Here is a 19,525-nt window from a genome sequence, read left to right as displayed (position 1 = left end):
CCCTTCCGATCAGACCACCTTCCTAGACTAGGAGGCGTTTGGGCTCACGGCAAGCGGCATGGATGCCGATAACTCAGTGGCGCTGCAAATGCCCGTAGAGCTTGGCGTACAAACCACCATCGGCGATCAATTGTTGATGGTCGCCGTCTTCAGCCACTTGCCCGCCGTCGAACACCAGCACGCGATCGGCCTGCTTCACCGCTGACAAACGGTGGGCAATGATCAGCGTGGTGCGACCGTTGAGAAAGCGCGCCATGGCCTGATGCAGGTTGTATTCGGTGGCGGCATCGAGGGCCGAGGTGGCTTCGTCGAGGATCACCACTTTTGGCTCGGCGAGGATCATCCGCGCAATCGCCAAACGTTGGCGCTGACCACCGGAGAGGCGCACGCCGGAGCGGCCGACGATGCTGTCGAGGCCATCCGGCAAGGCGCGGATGGTTGCTTCGAGCTGGGCGATTTCCAGCGCCTGCCAACAGGCTTCGTCGTCGCGCGTGCGACCCATGGTCAGGTTGGCGCGCACGGTGTCGTTGAACAGCGCCGGGTGTTGCAACACCACCGCGACGTTCTCGCGAACGGTGTCGAGGCCGATCTCCTGCTGGGTCGAACCGCCGAAACGAATGGTGCCGGACAGCGGCGTGTACAACCCCAGCAGCAATTGCACCAGAGTACTTTTGCCGCCGCCACTGGCACCGACAATCGCGACTTTCTCACCGGGGGCAATCGACAGATCGAGCTGATCGAGCACCAGTTCATCGCCGTAACCGAAGCTCAACCCTTGCACCTGAATACCGACGGTGTCGCGGCCCTTGAACGGATCGACGCCGCCGGGATACTGCGGTTCATCGGCGCGTGCCAGCAACTCGTTGATCCGCGTCAGCGCACCGCCCGCCGCGTAGTAGGCGTATTGCAGGTTGAGCAGTTGTTCGACCGGGCCGATCATGAACCACAGGTAACTGAACACCGCGAGCATCTGGCCGATCGACAGGTCGGAAAACAGCACGGTGAGCATCGCCGCCGCACGGAAAATATCGATACCGAACTGAAACAACAAACCACTGGCGCGGTTGGATGCGTCGGTTTTCCACTGCGAGTTCACCGCGTAATTGCGCACTTCCTGCGCGCGCAGGCCAAGCCGGCCGAGGAAGAAACCCTGACGGTTGCCGGCGCGAATTTCCTGAATCGCATCGAGGGTTTCGCTCAGCGCCTGAGTGAAGCGCGCGGTGCTGTCGTTCTCGAGTTTTTTCAGGTGTTTGACGCGTTTGCCCAACTGCACCGTGGCGTAAATCACCAGCGGGTTGAACAGCAAAATCAGCAGTGCGAGTTTCCAGTGCATCCACATGAGGATGCTCGCGGTGCCGACCAGGGTCAGCATCGCCACCAGGAAACGACTGAGGGTTTCGCCGACGAATTTGTCGAGGGTATCGAGATCGGTGACCAGGTGCGTGGTCACCGTGCCGCTGCCCAGACTTTCGTATTCACCGAGGGAGATCCGCTTGAGCCGCTCGATCAGGCGCACGCGGATGCGGTAAACGATGTCCTTGGCCAGTCGCGCAAACAATCGCGACTGCAACACGCCAAAACACAGCGAGCTGCAACGCAGCGTCAGCGTCACCACCAGCATCAGGCCGATGTAGCCTGCCGCTTGCTGCCACATGCTGGGCAACACATGGTTCATGACTTTCAGCGCAGCATCGCCGTGGCCGAGCAGCACTTCGTCGACGAGCAACGGCAGCAGCAGCGGAATCGGCACGCTGCACAGCGTCGCCAGAACAGCCACGCCGTTAGCGATCCACAGGGATTTTTTGTGTGTGAGAGCCAATCGCCGGACTTCTGCCCAGCTCAGCCGGTCGACACGCTTTACGACTGGCGTGTCATCGGCCGGATCATGCACAGGCAGCGCGCTCCAGCCAGCGGCCGAGCAACGGCGACAGTTCGCTGAGCGGTTGATAGCCGTTGGTCAGCAACGCCAATTGACCGTTACGTTCGGCGAGCAAGGTCGGGAACCCGGCGATGCCGAGATCCTGCACCCAATTGAAATCAGCCAAGGTGGCTTCGTGCTGATCGGCACGGTCAAACAGCGCAGCAAATTCGATACGCGGCACGCCGGCCTGCTCGGCCAGTTCCACCAGCACGCTGGCTTGGGTGACATCACGACCTTCGGCGTAAAACGCCTGCTGGATCAGTCCGACCAGTGTCCATGCGCAATCCGGTGCCAGGCTGCGCGCGGTGACGATCGCACGGCAGGCAGGCTCGGTGTCGTAAACAAAACCGTCGGGCAACGCGCCGTCGAATCTGAACGGCTGGCCAGTCGCTTCGGTGACCGCTTGCCAGTGCTCAAGAATGTAGCGCCGCGTGGTCGGCTCCAACGCCGAGCCGCTGCCGGTGCGCAAACCGCCGACCACCAGATGCAGCTCGACCCCGGCTGCCTGCGCCTGCTCCACCAATGCCTTGGCCACTGGAGCAAAACCCCAGCACCACGAACACATCGGGTCCATCACATAGAGCAGGCGTGCAGACATGATTAAGCCTCGGTGGATGCTTGCTTATAGTTGTAGCCGATCGGGTGCGGCTGGTTGCGCGCCTTGGCCAGTTCGATCTGCTTCTGCCGGTCGATGGCGCTGCGGCGGGTCTTCTCGCTCAGCTTGTCCCAGCAATGCGGGCAACTGATGCCGGCGACGTAATGCTCGCTGGCGCGATCTTCAACGCTGACCGGTGTGCGGCAGGCATGACATTGATCGTAGTCGCCTTCGCTGAGGTCGTGGCGCACGGTCACGCGGTTGTCGAACACGAAGCAGTCACCCTGCCACTTGGTTTCTTCCTGCGGCACCTCTTCGAGGTACTTCAGAATGCCACCCTTGAGGTGGTAAACCTCTTCGTAGCCCTCGCTGAGCATGTAGCTCGAGGCTTTCTCGCAGCGAATGCCGCCGGTGCAGAACATCGCGACTTTCTTGTGCACGGCCGGGTTGAAGTGTTCTTTGATGTAGTCAGGGAATTCGCGAAAACTGGTGGTTTTCGGATCAATGGCGCCTTCGAAGGTGCCGATCGACACTTCGTAATCGTTGCGCGTATCGATCAACAGCACTTCCGGGTCGCTGATCAACGCGTTCCAGTCTTGCGGATCAACGTAAGTGCCGACCTTTTTGTTCGGGTCGACGCCTTCGACACCGAGGGTGACGATTTCTTTCTTCAGTTTGACCTTAGTGCGATAGAACGGCTGCTCGTCGCAGTACGACTCTTTGTGATCGATGTCGATCATGCGTGGGTCGTTCTTCAGCCAGGCGAGCAGGCCGTCGATGCCTTCGCGGGTGCCGGACACCGTGCCGTTGATGCCTTCTTCGGCGATCAGCAGGGTGCCTTTGATCTGGTTGTCGACCATCGCTTGCAGCAGTGGCTCGCGCAGGTTGACGTAATCTTCGAGGGTGACGAACTTATACAGTGCCGCCACGACAATCGGTTGTGTCATGGGTATTTCTCCAGGTGGCTACCCTCGCAAAGGGTGAACCGGATTCAAAAAAAACGCGCCGGGTGAGCGGCGCGTTGCGGATTCTAGCAAAAAAGATCGCAGCCTGCGGCAGCTCCTACACAGGTCTCATGTAGGAGCTGCCGCAGGCTGCGATCTTTTGATCTTAATGCTTGCTTCCTCCTGCACAGGTCGGCGACGCCGGGGCGGCGCCGGTCTCTGCCCATTCCTGCGGGGTGTAGGTGTGCAGCGCCAACGCATGGAACTCGCCCATCAACTCGCCGAGCGTGCCGTAGACTTTCTGGTGGCGCTTGACCCGGTTCAGGCCTTCGAACTGCGCGCTGACCACCACTGCCTTGAAGTGGGTCTGTAACCCGCGACTGTGCATGTGGCTTTCATCCAGCACTTGCAGATGCTCAGGCTGTAACAGGCCCAGCGTAGATTCGATGCGTTGTTGCATGCTCATCACGAACTCCGCTTACGGCTTTTTCTTGGCCGGAGCAGCGCCTTTCGGGGCCAGCTCGTTGGTCATGTCTTCCAGCAGCTTGTTGACTACCGGTACCGCGCTTTCCAGTTTGGCCTGGGTCATCTGGGCCGATTGCTGAGTCAGCTGCGGCATTTTTTCCAGGACTTTTTTACCCAGTGGCGACTGGTAGAACGCGACCAGGTCTTTCAACTCGGATTCGCTGAAGTTGGTGGTGTAGAGCTTGACCATGTCCGGCTTCAGCTTGTTCCAGCCAATGGCCTGATCCAGCGCGGCGTTGGCCTTGGCCTGATAGGTTTCCAGCACGGCTTTTTTAGCTTCAGGGGCTTTGGTCTGCTCAAAGCGCTGAGCGAACATTTGCTGCACTTGCATGTACACCGGAGTGCCCAGTTTGTCAGCGTGGGCCAGTGTCAGGAAAGCTTCGGCACTGGCGTTGTGGCTGGCGGTATCGGCAAGCACCTGGCCGCTGGCGCAAACCAGTGCAACCGCGGTACAGATGGCACGAAGACGAGTCATCGAGTTTCCTTTTAAGCAAAGCGAGGTAAAACCCCAAGGGCGACCATTCTGCGCCTAAAAATCGCTGCGGCTCAACCCCCCAAGCCTTGCCGCGCTTGATTGGCGGGGTTTTACCGGTCAACAATCGATTCGATGGAACCACCCGGGCCGAAGCCGGCCTAAACTGCGCAAACAGACCAACAGGAGTGTGCACGATGAGCCGTATCGAAACCGACAGCCTGGGCCAGATCGAAGTCCCGGACGATGCTTACTGGGGTGCTCAGACGCAACGCTCGCTGATCAACTTCGCCATCGGACAGGAACGCATGCCGCTGCCGGTGCTGCACGCCCTGGCCCTGATCAAGAAAGCCGCCGCCCGGGTCAACGACCGCAACGGCGACCTGCCCGCCGACATCGCCCGCCTGATCGAACAGGCCGCTGACGAAGTCCTCGACGGCCAGCATGATGACCAGTTCCCGCTCGTCGTTTGGCAGACCGGCAGCGGCACCCAGAGCAACATGAACGTCAACGAGGTGATCGCCGGTCGCGCCAACGAACTGGCCGGCAATCCGCGCGGCGGCAAAACCCCGGTGCACCCGAACGACCACGTCAACCGCTCGCAAAGCTCCAACGATTGCTTCCCCACTGCGATGAGCATCGCCACCGCACAAGCCGTGCAGGAACAACTGCTGCCGGCGATTGCCGAGCTGTCCGGAGGCCTCGCCGAACTCGCGGCGCGGCACATGAAACTGGTGAAAACCGGGCGCACGCACATGATGGACGCGACGCCGATCACCTTCGGTCAGGAATTGTCCGGTTTTATCGCGCAGCTGGATTACGCCGAACGGGCGATCCGCGCCGCGCTGCCGGCGGTGTGTGAACTGGCACAGGGCGGCACCGCGGTCGGCACCGGGCTGAACTCGCCGCACGGTTTTGGTGAAGCGATTGCTGCCGAACTGGCGGCGCTGTCGGGTCTGCCCTTCGTCACCGCGCCAAACAAGTTTGCCGCCCTCGCCGGCCATGAGCCGCTGACCAGCCTCTCCGGCGCGCTGAAAACCCTCGCCGTGGCGCTGATGAAAATCGCCAACGACCTGCGCCTGCTCGGCTCCGGCCCACGCGCCGGTTTTGCCGAAGTGCGCCTACCGGCCAACGAGCCGGGCAGCTCGATCATGCCGGGCAAGGTCAACCCGACGCAGTGCGAGGCACTGTCGATGCTCGCCTGTCAGGTGCTGGGCAACGACGTGACGATCGGCATTGCTGCCAGTCAGGGGCACTTGCAGTTGAACGTGTACAAACCGGTGATCATCCACAATCTGCTGCAATCGATTCGCCTGCTCGGCGATGGCTGCAGCAACTTCCAGCAGCACTGCATTGCCGGGCTGGAGCCGGATGCGGAAGTCATGGCGCGGCATCTGGAGCGTGGGCTGATGCTGGTGACGGCGCTGAATCCGCACATCGGTTATGACAAGTCGGCGGAAATCGCCAAGAAGGCTTACAGCGAGGGGCTGACGTTGCGTGAGGCGGCGTTGGCGTTGGGCTACCTGACGGATGAAGAGTTTGATGCGTGGGTGCGGCCGGAGAATATGATTGAGGCTGGGGCCAAGGGCTAAAAACAAAAGATCGCAGCCTGCGGCAGCTCCTACATTGGAATGCGTTCTCTGTAGGAGCTGCCGCAGGCTGCGATCTTTTGATCTTCAGGCCATACGCATGCGCCGCGCCTTGAGCCCGGCAATCAACGACGGTCCCAACGCCACCAGCGCCGAGCCCAACACCACCAACACCGCCCCGCCATAACCAAGCCCATTGATCTGCTCGGCATGCACGTACTCCGGCCAGATCCCCGCCGCAATCGCCACCGCGCCAAACGTTACCAACGGCGTAATCGCCAACGTCGCACTGACCCGCGACGCCTCCCAGTGCGCCAGCGCTTCGGCAAACGCGCCATAGGCAATCAACGTGTTCATGCAGCACGCCAGCAGCAACCAACCCTGCAACGGGCTCAGCTCCAGCGCTTCGAGCGGGTGCACCCACGGCGTCAGCAACAACGCGCAGAACAGGTAAATCACCATCATCACCTGCAACGAATTCCACACCGTGAGCAATTGCTTCTGACCCAGCGCGTAAAATGTCCAGACCGTCGACGCCAGCAGCACCAACAACACGCCAGCGGTGTAATCCGACAGTGAGGTCAGCAACTCAGCCAGACGCTGATTAAAGAACAGCACAAAACCGACCAGCAGCACCAACAATCCAATGCCCTGGCCAATGCTGAAACGCTCCTTGAACACAAACAGACTGGCGATCAGCAACATGATCGGCCCCATCTGCACCACCAGTTGCGCGGTGCCGGGGCTCAGCAGGTTGAGGCCCATCAGATACAGCACGTAGTTGCCGACCAGGCCAAGCACCGCCATCAGCACCAGCCAGCCACCCTTGGGCCCCAGCACTTTGCGGCTCGGCAGGCGTTTGACCGCGGCCAGATAAATGAACAGGCAGCTGCCGGACACCATCAAGCGAAACCAGGTCACCGTGACGGGATCCATCACCAGCAACACCTGTTTGAGTTTGATCGGCAGGATGCCCCACAGAAACGCGGTCAGCAGCGCCAGGAACAAGCCGTAAACCCAGCGACCGGATGAAATGTGCATGCGAACCCCAAAAGCCTGCTGACAAGTGCGCTCATTCTAGGCGTGCCGCCGGGCGCGACACAGGGACAGTTGGGGCCAGGACATGAATGAAACTGTGCAGGTCGCAGCATTAAATTGACGCGCTGCCGTTGATCGGCTGGCCGCGCGAGCTAAGTGCTTCAGGCATAAGCTGATTGGATCCCGTTCAGCGCCTCAGCCAAGGAGACCGATCATGTTAGGCATGCGCGCCCAAGACAACGCCCCCGCCACGCACTTTCGCAGCGACCGCGTGTGCCGGGTCAATGGCGAACTGTATTTCAGCACTCGGGAAAACACCCTTGAGGGGCCGTTTGAGAGTGCCGAGCAGATTGAGAAGGAAATCCAGGCTTACATTGCGCGGATGCAGGGGCTGGATTCCAACCGGATATCCGGTTGATGCCATCGCGAGCAGGCTCACTCCTACAGGGGAATGCATTCCAATTGTAGGAGTGAGCCTGCTCGCGATAGCGGTCGATCAATCAACAAATCTTTCAGGGTTCAGCGCACCGCCTCAAACAACCCCGTCGCGCCCATCCCGCCGCCCACGCACATCGTCACAATCCCGTAACGCAAATTACGCCGCTGCAACTCCCGCACCAGATGCCCGACCTGCCGCGACCCGGTCATGCCGAACGGGTGACCAATCGAAATCGAGCCACCGTTGACGTTGTACTTGTCGTTATCGATCTCCAGCCGATCACGGCTGTACAGGCACTGCGAAGCGAACGCCTCATTGAGTTCCCACAGATCAATGTCCGCCACCTGCAAACCTTTCGCCTTGAGCAGTTTCGGCACCGAGAACACCGGGCCGATGCCCATCTCGTCCGGCTCGCAACCGGCCACGGTAAACCCACGGAAAAACGCTTTCGGCTTCAGCCCCAATTCCAGGGCTTTTTCCAGACTCATCACCAGCGTCATCGACGCGCCATCCGACAGTTGCGACGAGTTGCCCGCCGTCACCGAACCGTCTTCAGCGAACACCGGTTTCAACCCGGCGAGGCTTTCATAGGTGGTGTCCGGACGGTTGCAGTCATCGCGATCAACCACGCCGTCGAGAATTTGCACTTCGCCAGTGTTCTTGTCTTCAACGCGATACTTCACCGACATCGGCACGATTTCATCGTTGAACAGCCCGGCCGCCTGCGCCTGCGCGGTGCGGATCTGGCTCTGCAATGAATAGCGATCCTGCGCCTCACGGCTGACGCCATAACGTCGCGCAACCACTTCGGCAGTCTGACCCATCGTGTAATAGATGCCCGGCGACTGTTGCTTGAGCAGCGGGTTGATCAGGTGATCGGTGTTGACGCTTTTCATCGTCAGGCTGATCGACTCGACGCCGCCGGCGACGATGATGTCGCTGCAACCCGAGGCGATCTGGTTGGCGGCAATCGCAATCGCTTGCAAGCCCGACGAGCAGAAACGGTTGAGGGTCATGCCGGCGGTGCCGGTGCCCAGACGCGAGAGTACCGCGACGTTGCGGCCGATGTTGTAGCCCTGCGCGCCTTCGTTGGAGCCAGCGCCGACGATGCAATCCTCGACGCTGGCCGGGTCGATGTCATTGCGCATCAGCAGCGCGTTGACGCAGTGTGCCGCCATGTCATCGGGGCGGGTCTGGTTGAACTTGCCGCGAAAGGATTTGGCCAGGCCAGTCCGCACGCTGTCGACGATCACCACTTCACGCATGGCATACCTCATTGTTGCTGTCGGTTGAGAGTGAACCGAGCATAAGTCCACCCCATTGCCGACCGCGACAATCATTCACCCCGCGTATGCGTGTCCATCGGTTCAGTCCTTGTGCTTTTTCGCGTGCTTGTCGGATTTCTCGAACGCGTCTTCGAGCGCGCGGTTGATCGTGCGCAGCACTTTCACTCGCGCCCAGCGCTTGTCATTGGCCTCAACCAACGTCCACGGCGCGATCTCGGAACTGGTGCGATCGACCATATCGCCGACGGCGGCACGGTAATCGTCCCACTTGTCGCGGTTGCGCCAGTCGTCCTCGGTGATCTTGAAGCGCTTGAACGGGATCTCTTCGCGCTCCTGGAAACGCTCCATCTGCGTGTCCTTGTCGATGGCCAGCCAGAACTTGACGACGATCACCCCGGCGTCGGCCAGTTGCTCCTCGAAGTCATTGATCTCGCCATACGCACGCAGCCAGTCCGCCGGTGTGCAGAAACCTTCAATGCGCTCCACCAGCACTCGGCCGTACCACGAACGGTCGAACACGGTGAATTTGCCGCGCGCCGGAATATGTCGCCAGAAACGCCACAAGTACGGCTGCGCACGTTCCTCTTCGGTCGGCGCGGCAATCGGCACGATGTTGTATTGGCGCGGATCGAGCGCCGCCGCGACCCGACGAATCGCCCCGCCCTTGCCCGCTGCATCGTTGCCTTCGAACACCGCGACCAGTGCATGGCGACGCATGCGTTTGTCGCGCATCAGACCGGACAGGCGCGCCTGTTCGGTGATCAGTTGTTCTTCGTAATCTTTCTTGTCCAGACGCTGGGTCAGGTCGAGGCTGTCGAGCAGGTTCAGATGATCAACCGGTGTGCCCAGCGGCGCGGCGCTGACATCGTGGGGATGCACGTCCGGGCGTTTCAGCGCACTTTGCAAACCTTCAAGGAGAATCTTGCCGACGGCCAGACTGCGGTAATTTGCGTCCATGCCTTCGATGACATGCCACGGCGCGTAATCGCGACTGGTGCGGCGCAGCACGCGCTCGCCGTATTTGACGAATTTGTCGTAGGTCTCCGATTGCTGCCAGTCCAGCGGGCTGATGCGCCAGCTGTGCAACGGATCGTCGGCCAACGCTTTGAGCCGTGCCTTCATCTGCTTCTTCGACAGGTGAAACCAGAATTTGAAGATCAGCGCGCCTTCATCGCAGAGCATCTTTTCCAGACGCTCGGCGCCAGCGATCGCTTGATCCAGGCGTGGATCCTTGAACAAACCGTGGACTCGCCCCTGGAGCATCTGGCTGTACCAGTTGCCAAAGAAAATCCCCATCCGCCCTTTGGCCGGGAGCATCCGCCAGTAACGCCAGGCCGGTGGCCGCGAGAGTTCTTCGTCGCTCTGTTGGTCGAAGGTGCGCACCTCGATCAGGCGCGGATCCATCCACTCGTTGAGCAACTTGACCGTCTCGCCCTTACCCGCGCCTTCGATGCCGTTGATCAAAATGATCACCGGGAAACGCTTCTGTTGCTGCAACTCGAACTGGGCTTCCAGCAGCGCTTCACGCAGTGCCGGGACGGCGGCCTCGTAGGTGTCTTTGTCGATGGCGTGACCGATTTCAGCGGATTCAAACATTGGACGGCTCCTTCCAGGGTTCAGCAAGACTAGCGGATGATGACAACCTCTGAACAGATCGCAGCCTGCGGCAGCTCCTACACTGGAATGCAATCCACCCTGTAGGAGCTGCCGCAGGCTGCGATCTTTTGACATTTTCCATGGCCCCCTGGATCAGACCTTGCCATGGATCAAGCAACCCTCGCCCGATCGGCTAGAATGGCCGCCTTGACGTTGCCGAGCCTGCCATGAAACCCGTATTGCCCCACGCCCAACTCGATTGGGATGAACAGGGACGCCCGCGTTCGCGAGTGTTTGATGACGTGTATTTTTCCGACAAGTCCGGTCTGGATGAAACCCGTTATGTGTTCCTCGAACAAAACCGCCTGGCCGAGCGTTTTGCTGCGCTGCCGGCAAGCGGTCGCCTGGTTATCGGCGAAACCGGTTTTGGCACCGGGCTGAATTTTCTCTGTGCCTGGCAGTTGTTCGCACAACACGCCGTGGCCGGGGCGCGGTTGCATTTTGTCAGCGTCGAAAAATACCCGCTGAGCCCGGCCGATCTGCAACGGGCATTGGCCTTGTGGCCAGAACTCAAACCGCTGGCCGATCAGTTACTCAAGCATTACGTAGCCATCCATCAAGGCTTTCAGCGCATCACTCTGGCCGACGGTCGCGTGACGCTGACCCTGCTGATCGGCGATGCACTGGAGCAACTGCCGCAACTCGATGCGCAGATCGATGCATGGTTTCTCGACGGTTTCGCCCCGGCGAAAAACCCCGACATGTGGACGGCGGAACTGTTCGTCGAACTGGCACGACTCGCGGCACCCGGCTCGACCATCAGCACCTTCACCAGTACCGGTTGGGTGCGCCGTTTGCTCAACGCCGCCGGCTTCAAAATGAAGCGCACGCCGGGCATTGGCCATAAGTGGGAAATTCTGCGTGGCGAGTTCCTCGGTTGGCCGTCAGACGTTGCGCCACCCGCCTCGGAAAAACCGTGGTTCGCCCGCCCTGCTCCGCTCACCACTGAACGTCGGGCGCTGGTGATCGGCGCTGGACTGGCCGGTTGCGCCACCGCTTCCAGCCTCGCCGCGCGCGGTTGGCAAGTGAGCTTGCTGGAGCGCCACGATGGCGTGGCGCAAGAAGCCTCGGGCAATCCGCAGGGCGTGCTGTATCTGAAGCTCTCCGCCCACGGCACCGCGTTATCGCAATTGATCGTCAGCGGTTTCAGCTACACCCGTCGCTTGCTGGAAACCCTGCAACGCGGCACCGATTGGGACGATTGCGGCGTGCTGCAACTGGCTTTCAATGCCAAGGAAGCCGAGCGCCACGCACAATTGGCCGCAGCCTTCCCCGAAGATTTACTGCAATGGCTCGATCAGCCCGAAGCGCAACACCGCGCCGGCATCGGTCTGGCCCACGGCGGTTTGTACTACCCCGAAGGCGGCTGGGTGCATCCGCCGGCGCTGTGTCAGGCGCAAGCGGCGCAACCGAACATCGAACTGCTCAGCCATCGTGATGTGCTGGAACTGCGCAAAGTTGACGATCAGTGGCAAGCCTTCGACGGTGACCGCTTACTGGCCAGCGCACCGGTCGTGGTGCTGGCCGGCGCCGCCGAGATCAAACGTTTTGCGCAAAGTGCCGAGCTGCCGCTCAAGCGCATTCGCGGACAAATCACTCGCCTTGCCGAGACCGCAGAAAGCCAGGCCCTGACCACCGTAGTCTGCGCCGAAGGCTACGTCGCCCCGGCACGTTTAGGCGAACATACCCTCGGGGCGAGCTTCGATTTCAACAGCGACGACCTGACCCCGACCATCGCCGAACACGAAGGCAATCTGGCGATGCTCGAAGAAATCTCCAGCGACCTCGTGTCGCGTCTGCACATCAGCGAACAGCCTGTCGAAAACCTTCAGGGCCGCGCTGCCTTCCGCTGCACCAGCCCTGACTATTTGCCGATCGTCGGCCCCCTCGCCGACCGCGAAGCATTCGATCAGGCATACGCCACGTTAGCCAAAGATGCCCGCCAGGTTCCGGACGTGGCCTGCCCGTGGCTTGACGGGCTCTACGTCAACAGCGGTCACGGCTCTCGCGGTCTGATCACCGCACCGCTGTCGGGTGAATTGCTCGCCGCCTGGCTCGACAACGAACCGTTGCCGCTGCCGCGAAGTGTCGCTGAGGCGTGCCATCCCAATCGCTTTGCGCTGCGCCGTCTGATTCGCGGCAAGTAACTTTCACCCTTGAGGCATGGCGCAGATTCCCAGATTAACCAAACGTATCGCATCGTCGGTCAGGCGTGTCAGCACAGCTTCCTCAGCCAGCTCACGCTGGAACCTGATCGCATCCATCTGGCTGAGATAATCGGCGGAACTGAGTGTGCTCGCCTGTTCAAATACGGCATCCAGCTGCGATGAAAACGTCTCGTCAATGTTGGAGAACTGGCGACTGAACGTGCGTTTGAGGTAATCGCACCAGAATGACTGGCGCTGCAGGAACGTCACCCACTGCGCTGAAGCTTCAGCCGTAATGATCCTGTTCTTCGCAATGTCCAGATCAGCACGGGTCACACCGCCCAGTAATGCATAACGCATGAACCGCGGCTGCCCCGGCAGATCCAGGTCATCGGCGAGACCGGTGCGATACGCGAGGTTGACCTCCAAAGGATCGGCGGTCGGATTCTTGTCGGCATGTTCTTGAGCGATCTGGTTCAACTGATCCAGACGGAACAGACCACGGCCGAGTTTGATCAGGGGTTTGGCACCATTTACCCGACTTTCAGCAGGGCTGATCACCCTGTCGACTTCAAAGGCGATTTCCAGATGACTGAAGTTTATCGCCGCACTGTCCGTACAGTTGATCGGATTGGCCGCCAGATCGAGGATCTGTTCGTACAACGGCGCTCGCTGCTCCGCCGCTTCGAGTACCGCCCAGACCCGTCGATGCATGTCCTTGGTCGCTTTCTCGGAATCGGCGGTATGACTGAGTTCCGCCAGCAAATGGAATAATCCTTCGGCCCTCGGATCATCCTTCAATGCCGTCCAGATTCGGTTACGACGATTCCAGTCCTCCCCCGCGCCGTCAGTGAACCAGAGCGATCGCGCCTGGTTTTCATCGAGACGGGCATTATCGTTATCCAGATAGCCCATGCCGACGCCGATGTTTTCCCGGTAATTGGACAGGTGCGTGTTGCTGACATCGGACAGTGGATTGAATCGCAGGTTAAGTGCCTCACTGAAACGGCGCGGGGTTGTGAAGAGCCAATCCGGCAATACCTTTATTTCGTTGTTGCGCAAATCCACCCAGTCCGGATCCGGCAAGCGTGCCAGACCTTTGGGCAATTCCGTAGCACCGGTCTCGCGCAGTGCCAGAGAGCGCAATTTCAACATATGACTGACATCCGGGGTTGCCCCCAGCGGATTGCCGCTCAGATTCAAACTGTGAAGCGTGCGTAACTGGCTCAGCTTCAACAGCGTCTGCTCGGTCAGCCTGATCTGGTTACCCGCCAGGCTCAACCGACCAAGATCAGGCATGAACGACAGAATTTCCGGCAGCCGAGTGAGCTTATTGCGATCAAGCTCCAGCGTTTCAACCTGCTTGAACGAGCGAAGGAAATACGCGATATCGTCGCCTTGCTCCATGTTTCTCAACGACAATCGTTTGATGTGGTCGAACTTCAGACCAGGTGGCAGGGTGGGCAGTTTGCCGACTCGCATGCCGTCCAGATTCAAGGTACAAACGGGTTGGCCATTGGCGTCTCTGACCCATAAGAGTCGCCGAAAACTGTCCTCAATCAGTTCAGCGGTGGCTTTGCGACTATGACGCACCTCTTGCCCATCCCCGCCGAGCGCCCTTATCGCGGGCTCATCCTCGCTCCAGAGTTGCAGTGCATCGCGCAGGCTGCGCAGATCCTCACGCAACGCTTTAACACCGGTTGCCCGGGTCAGCGGGTCGTTGCCCAACTGATCGATCAATTGGCTGGCCTGGGTCTCGGTGTAGCTGGGGAAAAGCCTCAAGACTTTGCGCAGCAATGCTCGCGGATGAGTCGTCGTCACCACCTGATCGGCCTGCACACAAGCCGGCTCGAAAACAACCGGCTCAGACTTGCCGGAGATCAACATCCGCGCAGTCACCTCGCGCTCGTCCAGTGCAGTTTCAAGCAGCTTGTTGCGTAGTCGAGCCCCATCAGCAGACACCGGATCGGGAAAACCGGCGGCGGCACGTTGCGCAGGAGTCAGCGCCTTGAGAATGGCTCGGTGGAGATCGTCAGCCCCCGCCTCAACCCGTCCCAGCGATTTGCTGTCGCCATCAAACACCTCATACCCGCCATTGGATTTAACCAAAGTGCGGGTGTTCAAGGGCGTCGCCGGCTCGACACCAATCGCTTCCAGCAAAGGCCCTTTCAGGTTTTTTTCTCGTACCTCAAGCCGCAGTTGTGCATCCCAGCCGCTCAGGCGTGGCAGTAACTGTATGGCCAGTTTTTCAGTGTCCGGGTTGGCCATTGCCGGCAAATGAAGCCCGATCAGCGCACGATCAACACGTACCTGATGGGTCGCGGCCCTGACCTTCTGCGCCAGACCGACAGGCACTCGACCGGTAGAACGCAGGTGCAGACGCTCGACACTCGGCGCTTGATCGATAAGACGCTGCGCGTGGCGCGCCGGCAGCTCGACAAACGTATTGCGCAGCTTCTGCACATCGTCAGCCTCGATCCGGTCATAGCGCTCATACATTCGCTGGAACACCGCCGGACGATCAGCCTTGAGCCGTGAGCCGAGTTTTTTAGCGAGAATCTCGCGCTCGTTCTGACGACCGGGATTGCCCCCCAGCAAGGCATCGACTTCCTTCTGATACAAACCATCGATCACCGTTTGCAGCAATTGACCTTCGGCCAATTGGTCTTCAGTGATCACCACACTCAGACGATCATCGCGCACCGTGGTGAGGGGGTAGGTTGCGGTGACTTCGCCCGCGGCATCGGTGACCGCGATGTAACGGTCTGTGGGCCAGCCGGGCAGCTTCGACAACGCACGCAACTGTTCATGCACAGGTTGCCCTGAGTGGGTTTCGCCCCGCTCAAGCTCGGAGATGAGCACGCGTAACCGTCGCTCCGTACGCAGTCGCTCCACGCTGTCGCGCAGCCGGGATGACAGGGCCAGATTGTCGCGCGAGGCACGCTGTAATTCTTCGTAGCGGTCGCCGCTGATCCTGCGCATCATGTCCAGTTCGGCATCGGTAAAATCACACAGCTGTGGATCGATGCGTTTGAGGGTATACGCCGCGCTGCGCCACTGTTCTGTGTCTTCGGCCGGAGTGCGCCAGCCACCTTCGACGTGACGCTCAAGCACAGGGGAGAACGCTTCAGGGCGTCCAGGGTGTTGCAGGCGCCAGGTACGCGATGTCGAATCGAAAGTGCCCGCAAGGATCCGGTGCCCGACGCGGCCGTACTCCGTGCTGCCGATCTGATGCAGTTCTTCGGTTCCTTCAGCCAGCGTGAATCCGCGCGGAAGGTCATGCTCGTAAGGGCTTAAGTCAGGTTTCCACAGGCGTGGTTTGCCGGCCTGATTGTAAATCGCGGTGAACTGGCCGAAGAACGCCGGATGTGAACGCACCAGATCGCGTCCGAGCGTGCCAACGACTTTCTGGCCACCCGCGAACACGCCCATCAGTGCAATATTTTCCGCCACGCTGAGCAGGTGTGACAGCGCTTCCTGCTGGTCGCCCCGCTGCCAGTCCTCGATGCCTTCATACACCTCGCCAAGCAATTGCCCTACCGCAACGCCCATCATCAGTTGGCCAAGCACCGGTACAAAAAATCCTGCTACGGAGGCGACGGTGACACCGAGCTGGAGAAAATCCAGCAGACGTTTGCGGCGTGCATCGTCATCAATGTCGGCGGTCGGCACCGCCAGTTTGCGTGCATCAACCTGCATTTTGCCTACGTGACTTTGCACCATGAACTCGAACAGCGGCACCGTGATCGGCAACGATTTGATGGATCCCAACTCAGCGGAATCGGCTACAGCCTTGAAAAAATCTGCCTTGTCATCTTCATCAATGCTGTTGGCGAAGTAATCCTTGTAGCGCCGATCCTTCAACTTTTGCGTCAGGTACTGTTTGAACGCATTGAAGCTCGGGTATTCGTACAACGCGCGCTCGGGCTCTCCTGCTATATACACCAGGCACGGTTCCTGAGGATGCGATTCGAACGAATGGGCGCAAAACACCACGACACCCCAGACGCAGCTGTCGAAAATCTCCAGGCCTTGCATCATCAGTGTCTGTTTGTTGTAGAGCAGCGTTGCCGCCGACACCACACCCTCGGCGTCAATAAGCCGTTGCACAGTCTGCAAACCGGCGGGGGTGATGTGATTTTTGATGGCGGCGAGTTGGGTGTCCAATTGCAACGACAGCTTTTTCATGTTCGCTATGTCGTGAACCATGGCGTTGCGCACCACGGCCTTGTCGTCACCCTCCAAAGGCCCGAAAACCTGCTGAAAATGCGCCTGATAGCGTTTACCAAGATCCAGCTCTCGGCATAGCGCGGCAAAGGCTGCCACAGTCAAACCGCTTAGGCCGCCCGGAGTGCTTTGTACGACGACCTGACTGCCGACGGGAAAACCGCCGGCGGCTTCCTCTTCGGTGAAATTCTGCATGGCGGCCTGTAGCAACGTCTGCGTGGCCGCCGGAAAGGTTTTTACGCCGTTTTCATCTGTCGATATCGGCTCGCAGCCGCAATCGGCACCGGGCAAGCTCAGAAAATCCTTTTCTACGTCGAAATCCACCGGCCATTTCTGGCGCAGCGCAACGGTCAGTTCATCGATACAAAAGGAGTGCAACGGCTTGAGCGTGGCCAGCTCCTTTTCGACTGTCAGTTGAACGGCATGCAACTCTCGAGTGGTTCGATCAATCGCCGCGAGTTGGGTGGCTGAACATTTCAGCAAAAAAGCGGGCAGGTTTTTTTGCAAGGCTTCGGCGCTGTCCAGATCGCCAGTGGCGTCGAGCAACGTGTTCAAAGTCAGATCTTGAGACTGCGTTTTTATTTCTGTGGTCGGCATCTGCAATAGTCCTTTATTGCGGGTTCGAACGACGACCATATCAATACCGAGGAAAAATAAAAAACCTAAAAAAACGGCTGAAACCCCGGTAATTCAGCAGTTTTTTGCACCGATAAAATATCTATATACCGCCATTTGAATTCGATCATTTGGTAAGTGGTGCGGCCCTCGCTTTGTCATTACGCGCTGTCGGATACACGCGCTTATAACTCATCGTTCTAAAACTCCCACAACCGCACCGGGTCAGTTTCTGAGTACCGGCCATGTCGGCCGCTGAAGAAATACCCTCCCCAACGGAAAAACCGGTAAGGACTTTATGTGCGGATTAGCTGGCGAGTTACGTTTTGATCAACAACCTGCAGACCTTGCAGCCATCGAGCGAATCACCCATCACCTGGCGCCTCGCGGCCCTGACGCGTGGGGCTTTCATGCTCAAGGGCCGATTGCCCTGGGCCATCGTCGCCTGAAAATCATGGACTTGTCGGACGGTTCGGCGCAGCCGATGGTCGACAGTCAACTCGGCCTGTCGCTGGCCTTCAACGGCGCGATCTATAACTTCCCGGAATTGCGCGCTGAGCTCGAAGCGCTGGGTTATGCCTTCTATTCCGGCGGTGACACCGAAGTGCTGCTCAAGGGCTATCACGCCTGGGGCGAAGCGCTGCTGCCGAAACTCAATGGCATGTTCGCGTTTGCCATTTGGGAGCGCGATGCCAAGCGTCTGTTTATCGCCCGTGACCGTCTCGGCGTGAAGCCTCTGTACCTGTCGCGCACCGGTCAGCGCTTGCGTTTCGCCTCGGCCCTGCCGGCGCTGCTCAAGGGCGGCGACATCAACCCGATCCTCGATCCGGTGGCGCTCAATCACTACCTGAACTTCCACGCCGTGGTGCCTGCGCCGCGCACCTTGCTGGCCGGTATTGAAAAACTGCCGCCAGCGAGTTTGATGCGCGTTGAAGCCGATGGCACCACCGAGCAGAAAACCTGGTGGACGCTGCCTTACGGCCCACACGACGACGAGAAAAATCTGACGCTGGAAGACTGGGTCGACCGCGTCCTCGACAGCACTCGCGAAGCGGTGGCAATTCGTCAACGTGCCGCCGTCGATGTCGGCGTGCTGCTGTCCGGCGGTGTCGATTCGAGCATGCTCGTCGGTCTGTTGCGTGAAGTCGGCGTGGAGAATCTGTCGACCTTTTCCATCGGTTTTCAAGATGCCGGCGGTGAGCGCGGTGACGAGTTCCAGTACTCCGATCTGATCGCCAAACACTACGGCACGCAGCACCATCAGCTGCGCATCGACGAAAAAGAAATCATCGAACAATTGCCCGCCGCGTTCCGCGCGATGAGCGAGCCGATGGTCAGCCATGACTGCATCGCTTTCTATCTGCTGTCGCGCGAAGTAGCCAAGCACTGCAAGGTGGTGCAGAGCGGCCAAGGCGCGGACGAGCTATTCGCCGGTTATCACTGGTACCCGCAAGTCGACGGCGCTGCCGACCCGTACGCGGCGTATCGCAACGCGTTTTTCGACCGCAGTTATGACGACTACGCCGCCACCGTACAACCGAAATGGCTGACCGCGAATGACGCTGCCGGCGACTTCGTGAAGGAACATTTCGCACAGCCCGGCGCCGACGCTGCCGTGGACAAAGCGCTGCGTCTGGACAGCACGGTGATGCTGGTCGATGACCCGGTCAAACGTGTCGACAACATGACCATGGCCTGGGGCCTGGAAGCGCGTACGCCGTTTCTCGACTACCGACTGGTTGAACTGTCGGCCCGTGTGCCGGGCAAATTCAAGCTGCCGGATGGCGGCAAACAGGTGCTGAAAGAAGCCGCGCGCCGGGTCATTCCGAGTGAAGTGATCGACCGTAAAAAAGGCTACTTCCCGGTGCCGGGCCTCAAGCATTTGCAAGGCGACACGCTGAACTGGGTGCGCGAACTGCTACTCGATCCGAGTCAGGATCGCGGCCTGTTCAACCCGGCCATGCTCGATAAATTGTTGACCGACCCGCAAGGCCAACTGACGCCGTTGCGCGGTTCGAAACTGTGGCAACTGGCTGCTCTGAACCTGTGGCTCAGTGAACAAGGAATCTGA

The 19,525-nt window shown here is 59.6% G+C and carries 13 protein-coding genes; 4 read left to right on the top strand and 9 right to left on the bottom strand.

What is annotated here, in order from left to right:
- Window positions 1-73: 73 nt before the first annotated feature.
- From GVL50_RS01735 to GVL50_RS01715, 5 genes are all read right to left on the bottom strand, one after another.
- The gene (locus GVL50_RS01735) at window positions 74-1,891 is read right to left on the bottom strand and encodes an ABC transporter ATP-binding protein (RefSeq protein WP_159811531.1); all 1,818 of its coding nucleotides are present in this window, start codon (window positions 1,889-1,891) and stop codon (window positions 74-76) included.
- Complete coding sequence (locus GVL50_RS01730; protein ID WP_172680145.1) at window positions 1,884-2,486, bottom strand: DsbA family protein; 603 nt, start codon at window positions 2,484-2,486, stop codon at window positions 1,884-1,886. Before GVL50_RS01730 ends, GVL50_RS01735 begins: the two co-directional genes overlap by 8 nt.
- Before the next feature lie 35 nt (window positions 2,487-2,521).
- Complete coding sequence (locus tag GVL50_RS01725) at window positions 2,522-3,463, bottom strand: rhodanese-related sulfurtransferase (protein WP_053122483.1); 942 nt, start codon at window positions 3,461-3,463, stop codon at window positions 2,522-2,524.
- 163 nt (window positions 3,464-3,626) lie between these two features.
- On the bottom strand, window positions 3,627-3,926 hold the full coding sequence (locus tag GVL50_RS01720) for a BolA family transcriptional regulator (protein WP_008079766.1): 300 nt from the start codon (window positions 3,924-3,926) through the stop codon (window positions 3,627-3,629).
- A 12-nt stretch (window positions 3,927-3,938) separates the two neighbouring features.
- The gene (locus GVL50_RS01715) at window positions 3,939-4,460 is read right to left on the bottom strand and encodes a DUF2059 domain-containing protein (protein ID WP_053122485.1); all 522 of its coding nucleotides are present in this window, start codon (window positions 4,458-4,460) and stop codon (window positions 3,939-3,941) included.
- A 194-nt stretch (window positions 4,461-4,654) separates the two neighbouring features.
- On the opposite strand from GVL50_RS01715, the gene GVL50_RS01710 reads away from it, so the two are divergent.
- A complete protein-coding gene (locus GVL50_RS01710; protein ID WP_008079761.1) occupies window positions 4,655-6,049 on the top strand; it encodes a class II fumarate hydratase in 1,395 nt (464 codons plus the stop codon).
- Window positions 6,050-6,133: 84 nt separating this feature from the next.
- On the opposite strand, the gene GVL50_RS01705 is transcribed toward GVL50_RS01710, so the two are convergent.
- Window positions 6,134-7,087, bottom strand: coding sequence for a DMT family transporter (locus tag GVL50_RS01705; RefSeq protein ID WP_159811530.1), 954 nt, complete (start codon window positions 7,085-7,087; stop codon window positions 6,134-6,136).
- A 211-nt stretch (window positions 7,088-7,298) separates the two neighbouring features.
- Between GVL50_RS01705 and GVL50_RS01700 the strand changes: the two genes are divergently transcribed.
- On the top strand, window positions 7,299-7,502 hold the full coding sequence (locus GVL50_RS01700) for a DUF6316 family protein (RefSeq protein ID WP_159811529.1): 204 nt from the start codon (window positions 7,299-7,301) through the stop codon (window positions 7,500-7,502).
- A gap of 101 nt (window positions 7,503-7,603) precedes the next feature.
- Here the strand turns inward: GVL50_RS01700 and GVL50_RS01695 are convergent, their stop codons facing one another.
- Together GVL50_RS01695 and pap are read right to left on the bottom strand one after the other, a co-directional pair.
- On the bottom strand, window positions 7,604-8,788 hold the full coding sequence (locus GVL50_RS01695; RefSeq protein ID WP_159811528.1) for a thiolase family protein: 1,185 nt from the start codon (window positions 8,786-8,788) through the stop codon (window positions 7,604-7,606).
- Between the two features lie 102 nt (window positions 8,789-8,890).
- Window positions 8,891-10,405: a polyphosphate:AMP phosphotransferase gene (gene pap / locus GVL50_RS01690; protein ID WP_159811527.1), complete on the bottom strand. Its 1,515-nt coding sequence runs from the start codon at window positions 10,403-10,405 to the stop codon at window positions 8,891-8,893.
- A gap of 227 nt (window positions 10,406-10,632) precedes the next feature.
- Here pap and mnmC point away from each other — a divergent pair, with 227 nt between their 5' ends.
- The gene (gene mnmC / locus GVL50_RS01685; protein ID WP_159811526.1) at window positions 10,633-12,612 is read left to right on the top strand and encodes a bifunctional tRNA (5-methylaminomethyl-2-thiouridine)(34)-methyltransferase MnmD/FAD-dependent 5-carboxymethylaminomethyl-2-thiouridine(34) oxidoreductase MnmC; all 1,980 of its coding nucleotides are present in this window, start codon (window positions 10,633-10,635) and stop codon (window positions 12,610-12,612) included.
- A 3-nt stretch (window positions 12,613-12,615) separates the two neighbouring features.
- On the opposite strand, the gene GVL50_RS01680 is transcribed toward mnmC, so the two are convergent.
- Window positions 12,616-17,436 (bottom strand): NEL-type E3 ubiquitin ligase domain-containing protein, encoded by a 4,821-nt coding sequence (locus GVL50_RS01680; RefSeq protein WP_159811525.1) that lies wholly within the window; start codon window positions 17,434-17,436, stop codon window positions 12,616-12,618.
- A 316-nt stretch (window positions 17,437-17,752) separates the two neighbouring features.
- On the opposite strand from GVL50_RS01680, the gene GVL50_RS01675 reads away from it, so the two are divergent.
- A complete protein-coding gene (locus GVL50_RS01675; protein WP_159811524.1) occupies window positions 17,753-19,525 on the top strand; it encodes an N-acetylglutaminylglutamine amidotransferase in 1,773 nt (590 codons plus the stop codon).

This window comes from Pseudomonas sp. 18058, assembly GCF_902706155.1.
Classification (GTDB): domain Bacteria; phylum Pseudomonadota; class Gammaproteobacteria; order Pseudomonadales; family Pseudomonadaceae; genus Aquipseudomonas; species Aquipseudomonas rustica.
Note: the sequence above shows the minus strand (reverse complement) of the source record. Positions and strands in the feature narration are given on the sequence as shown.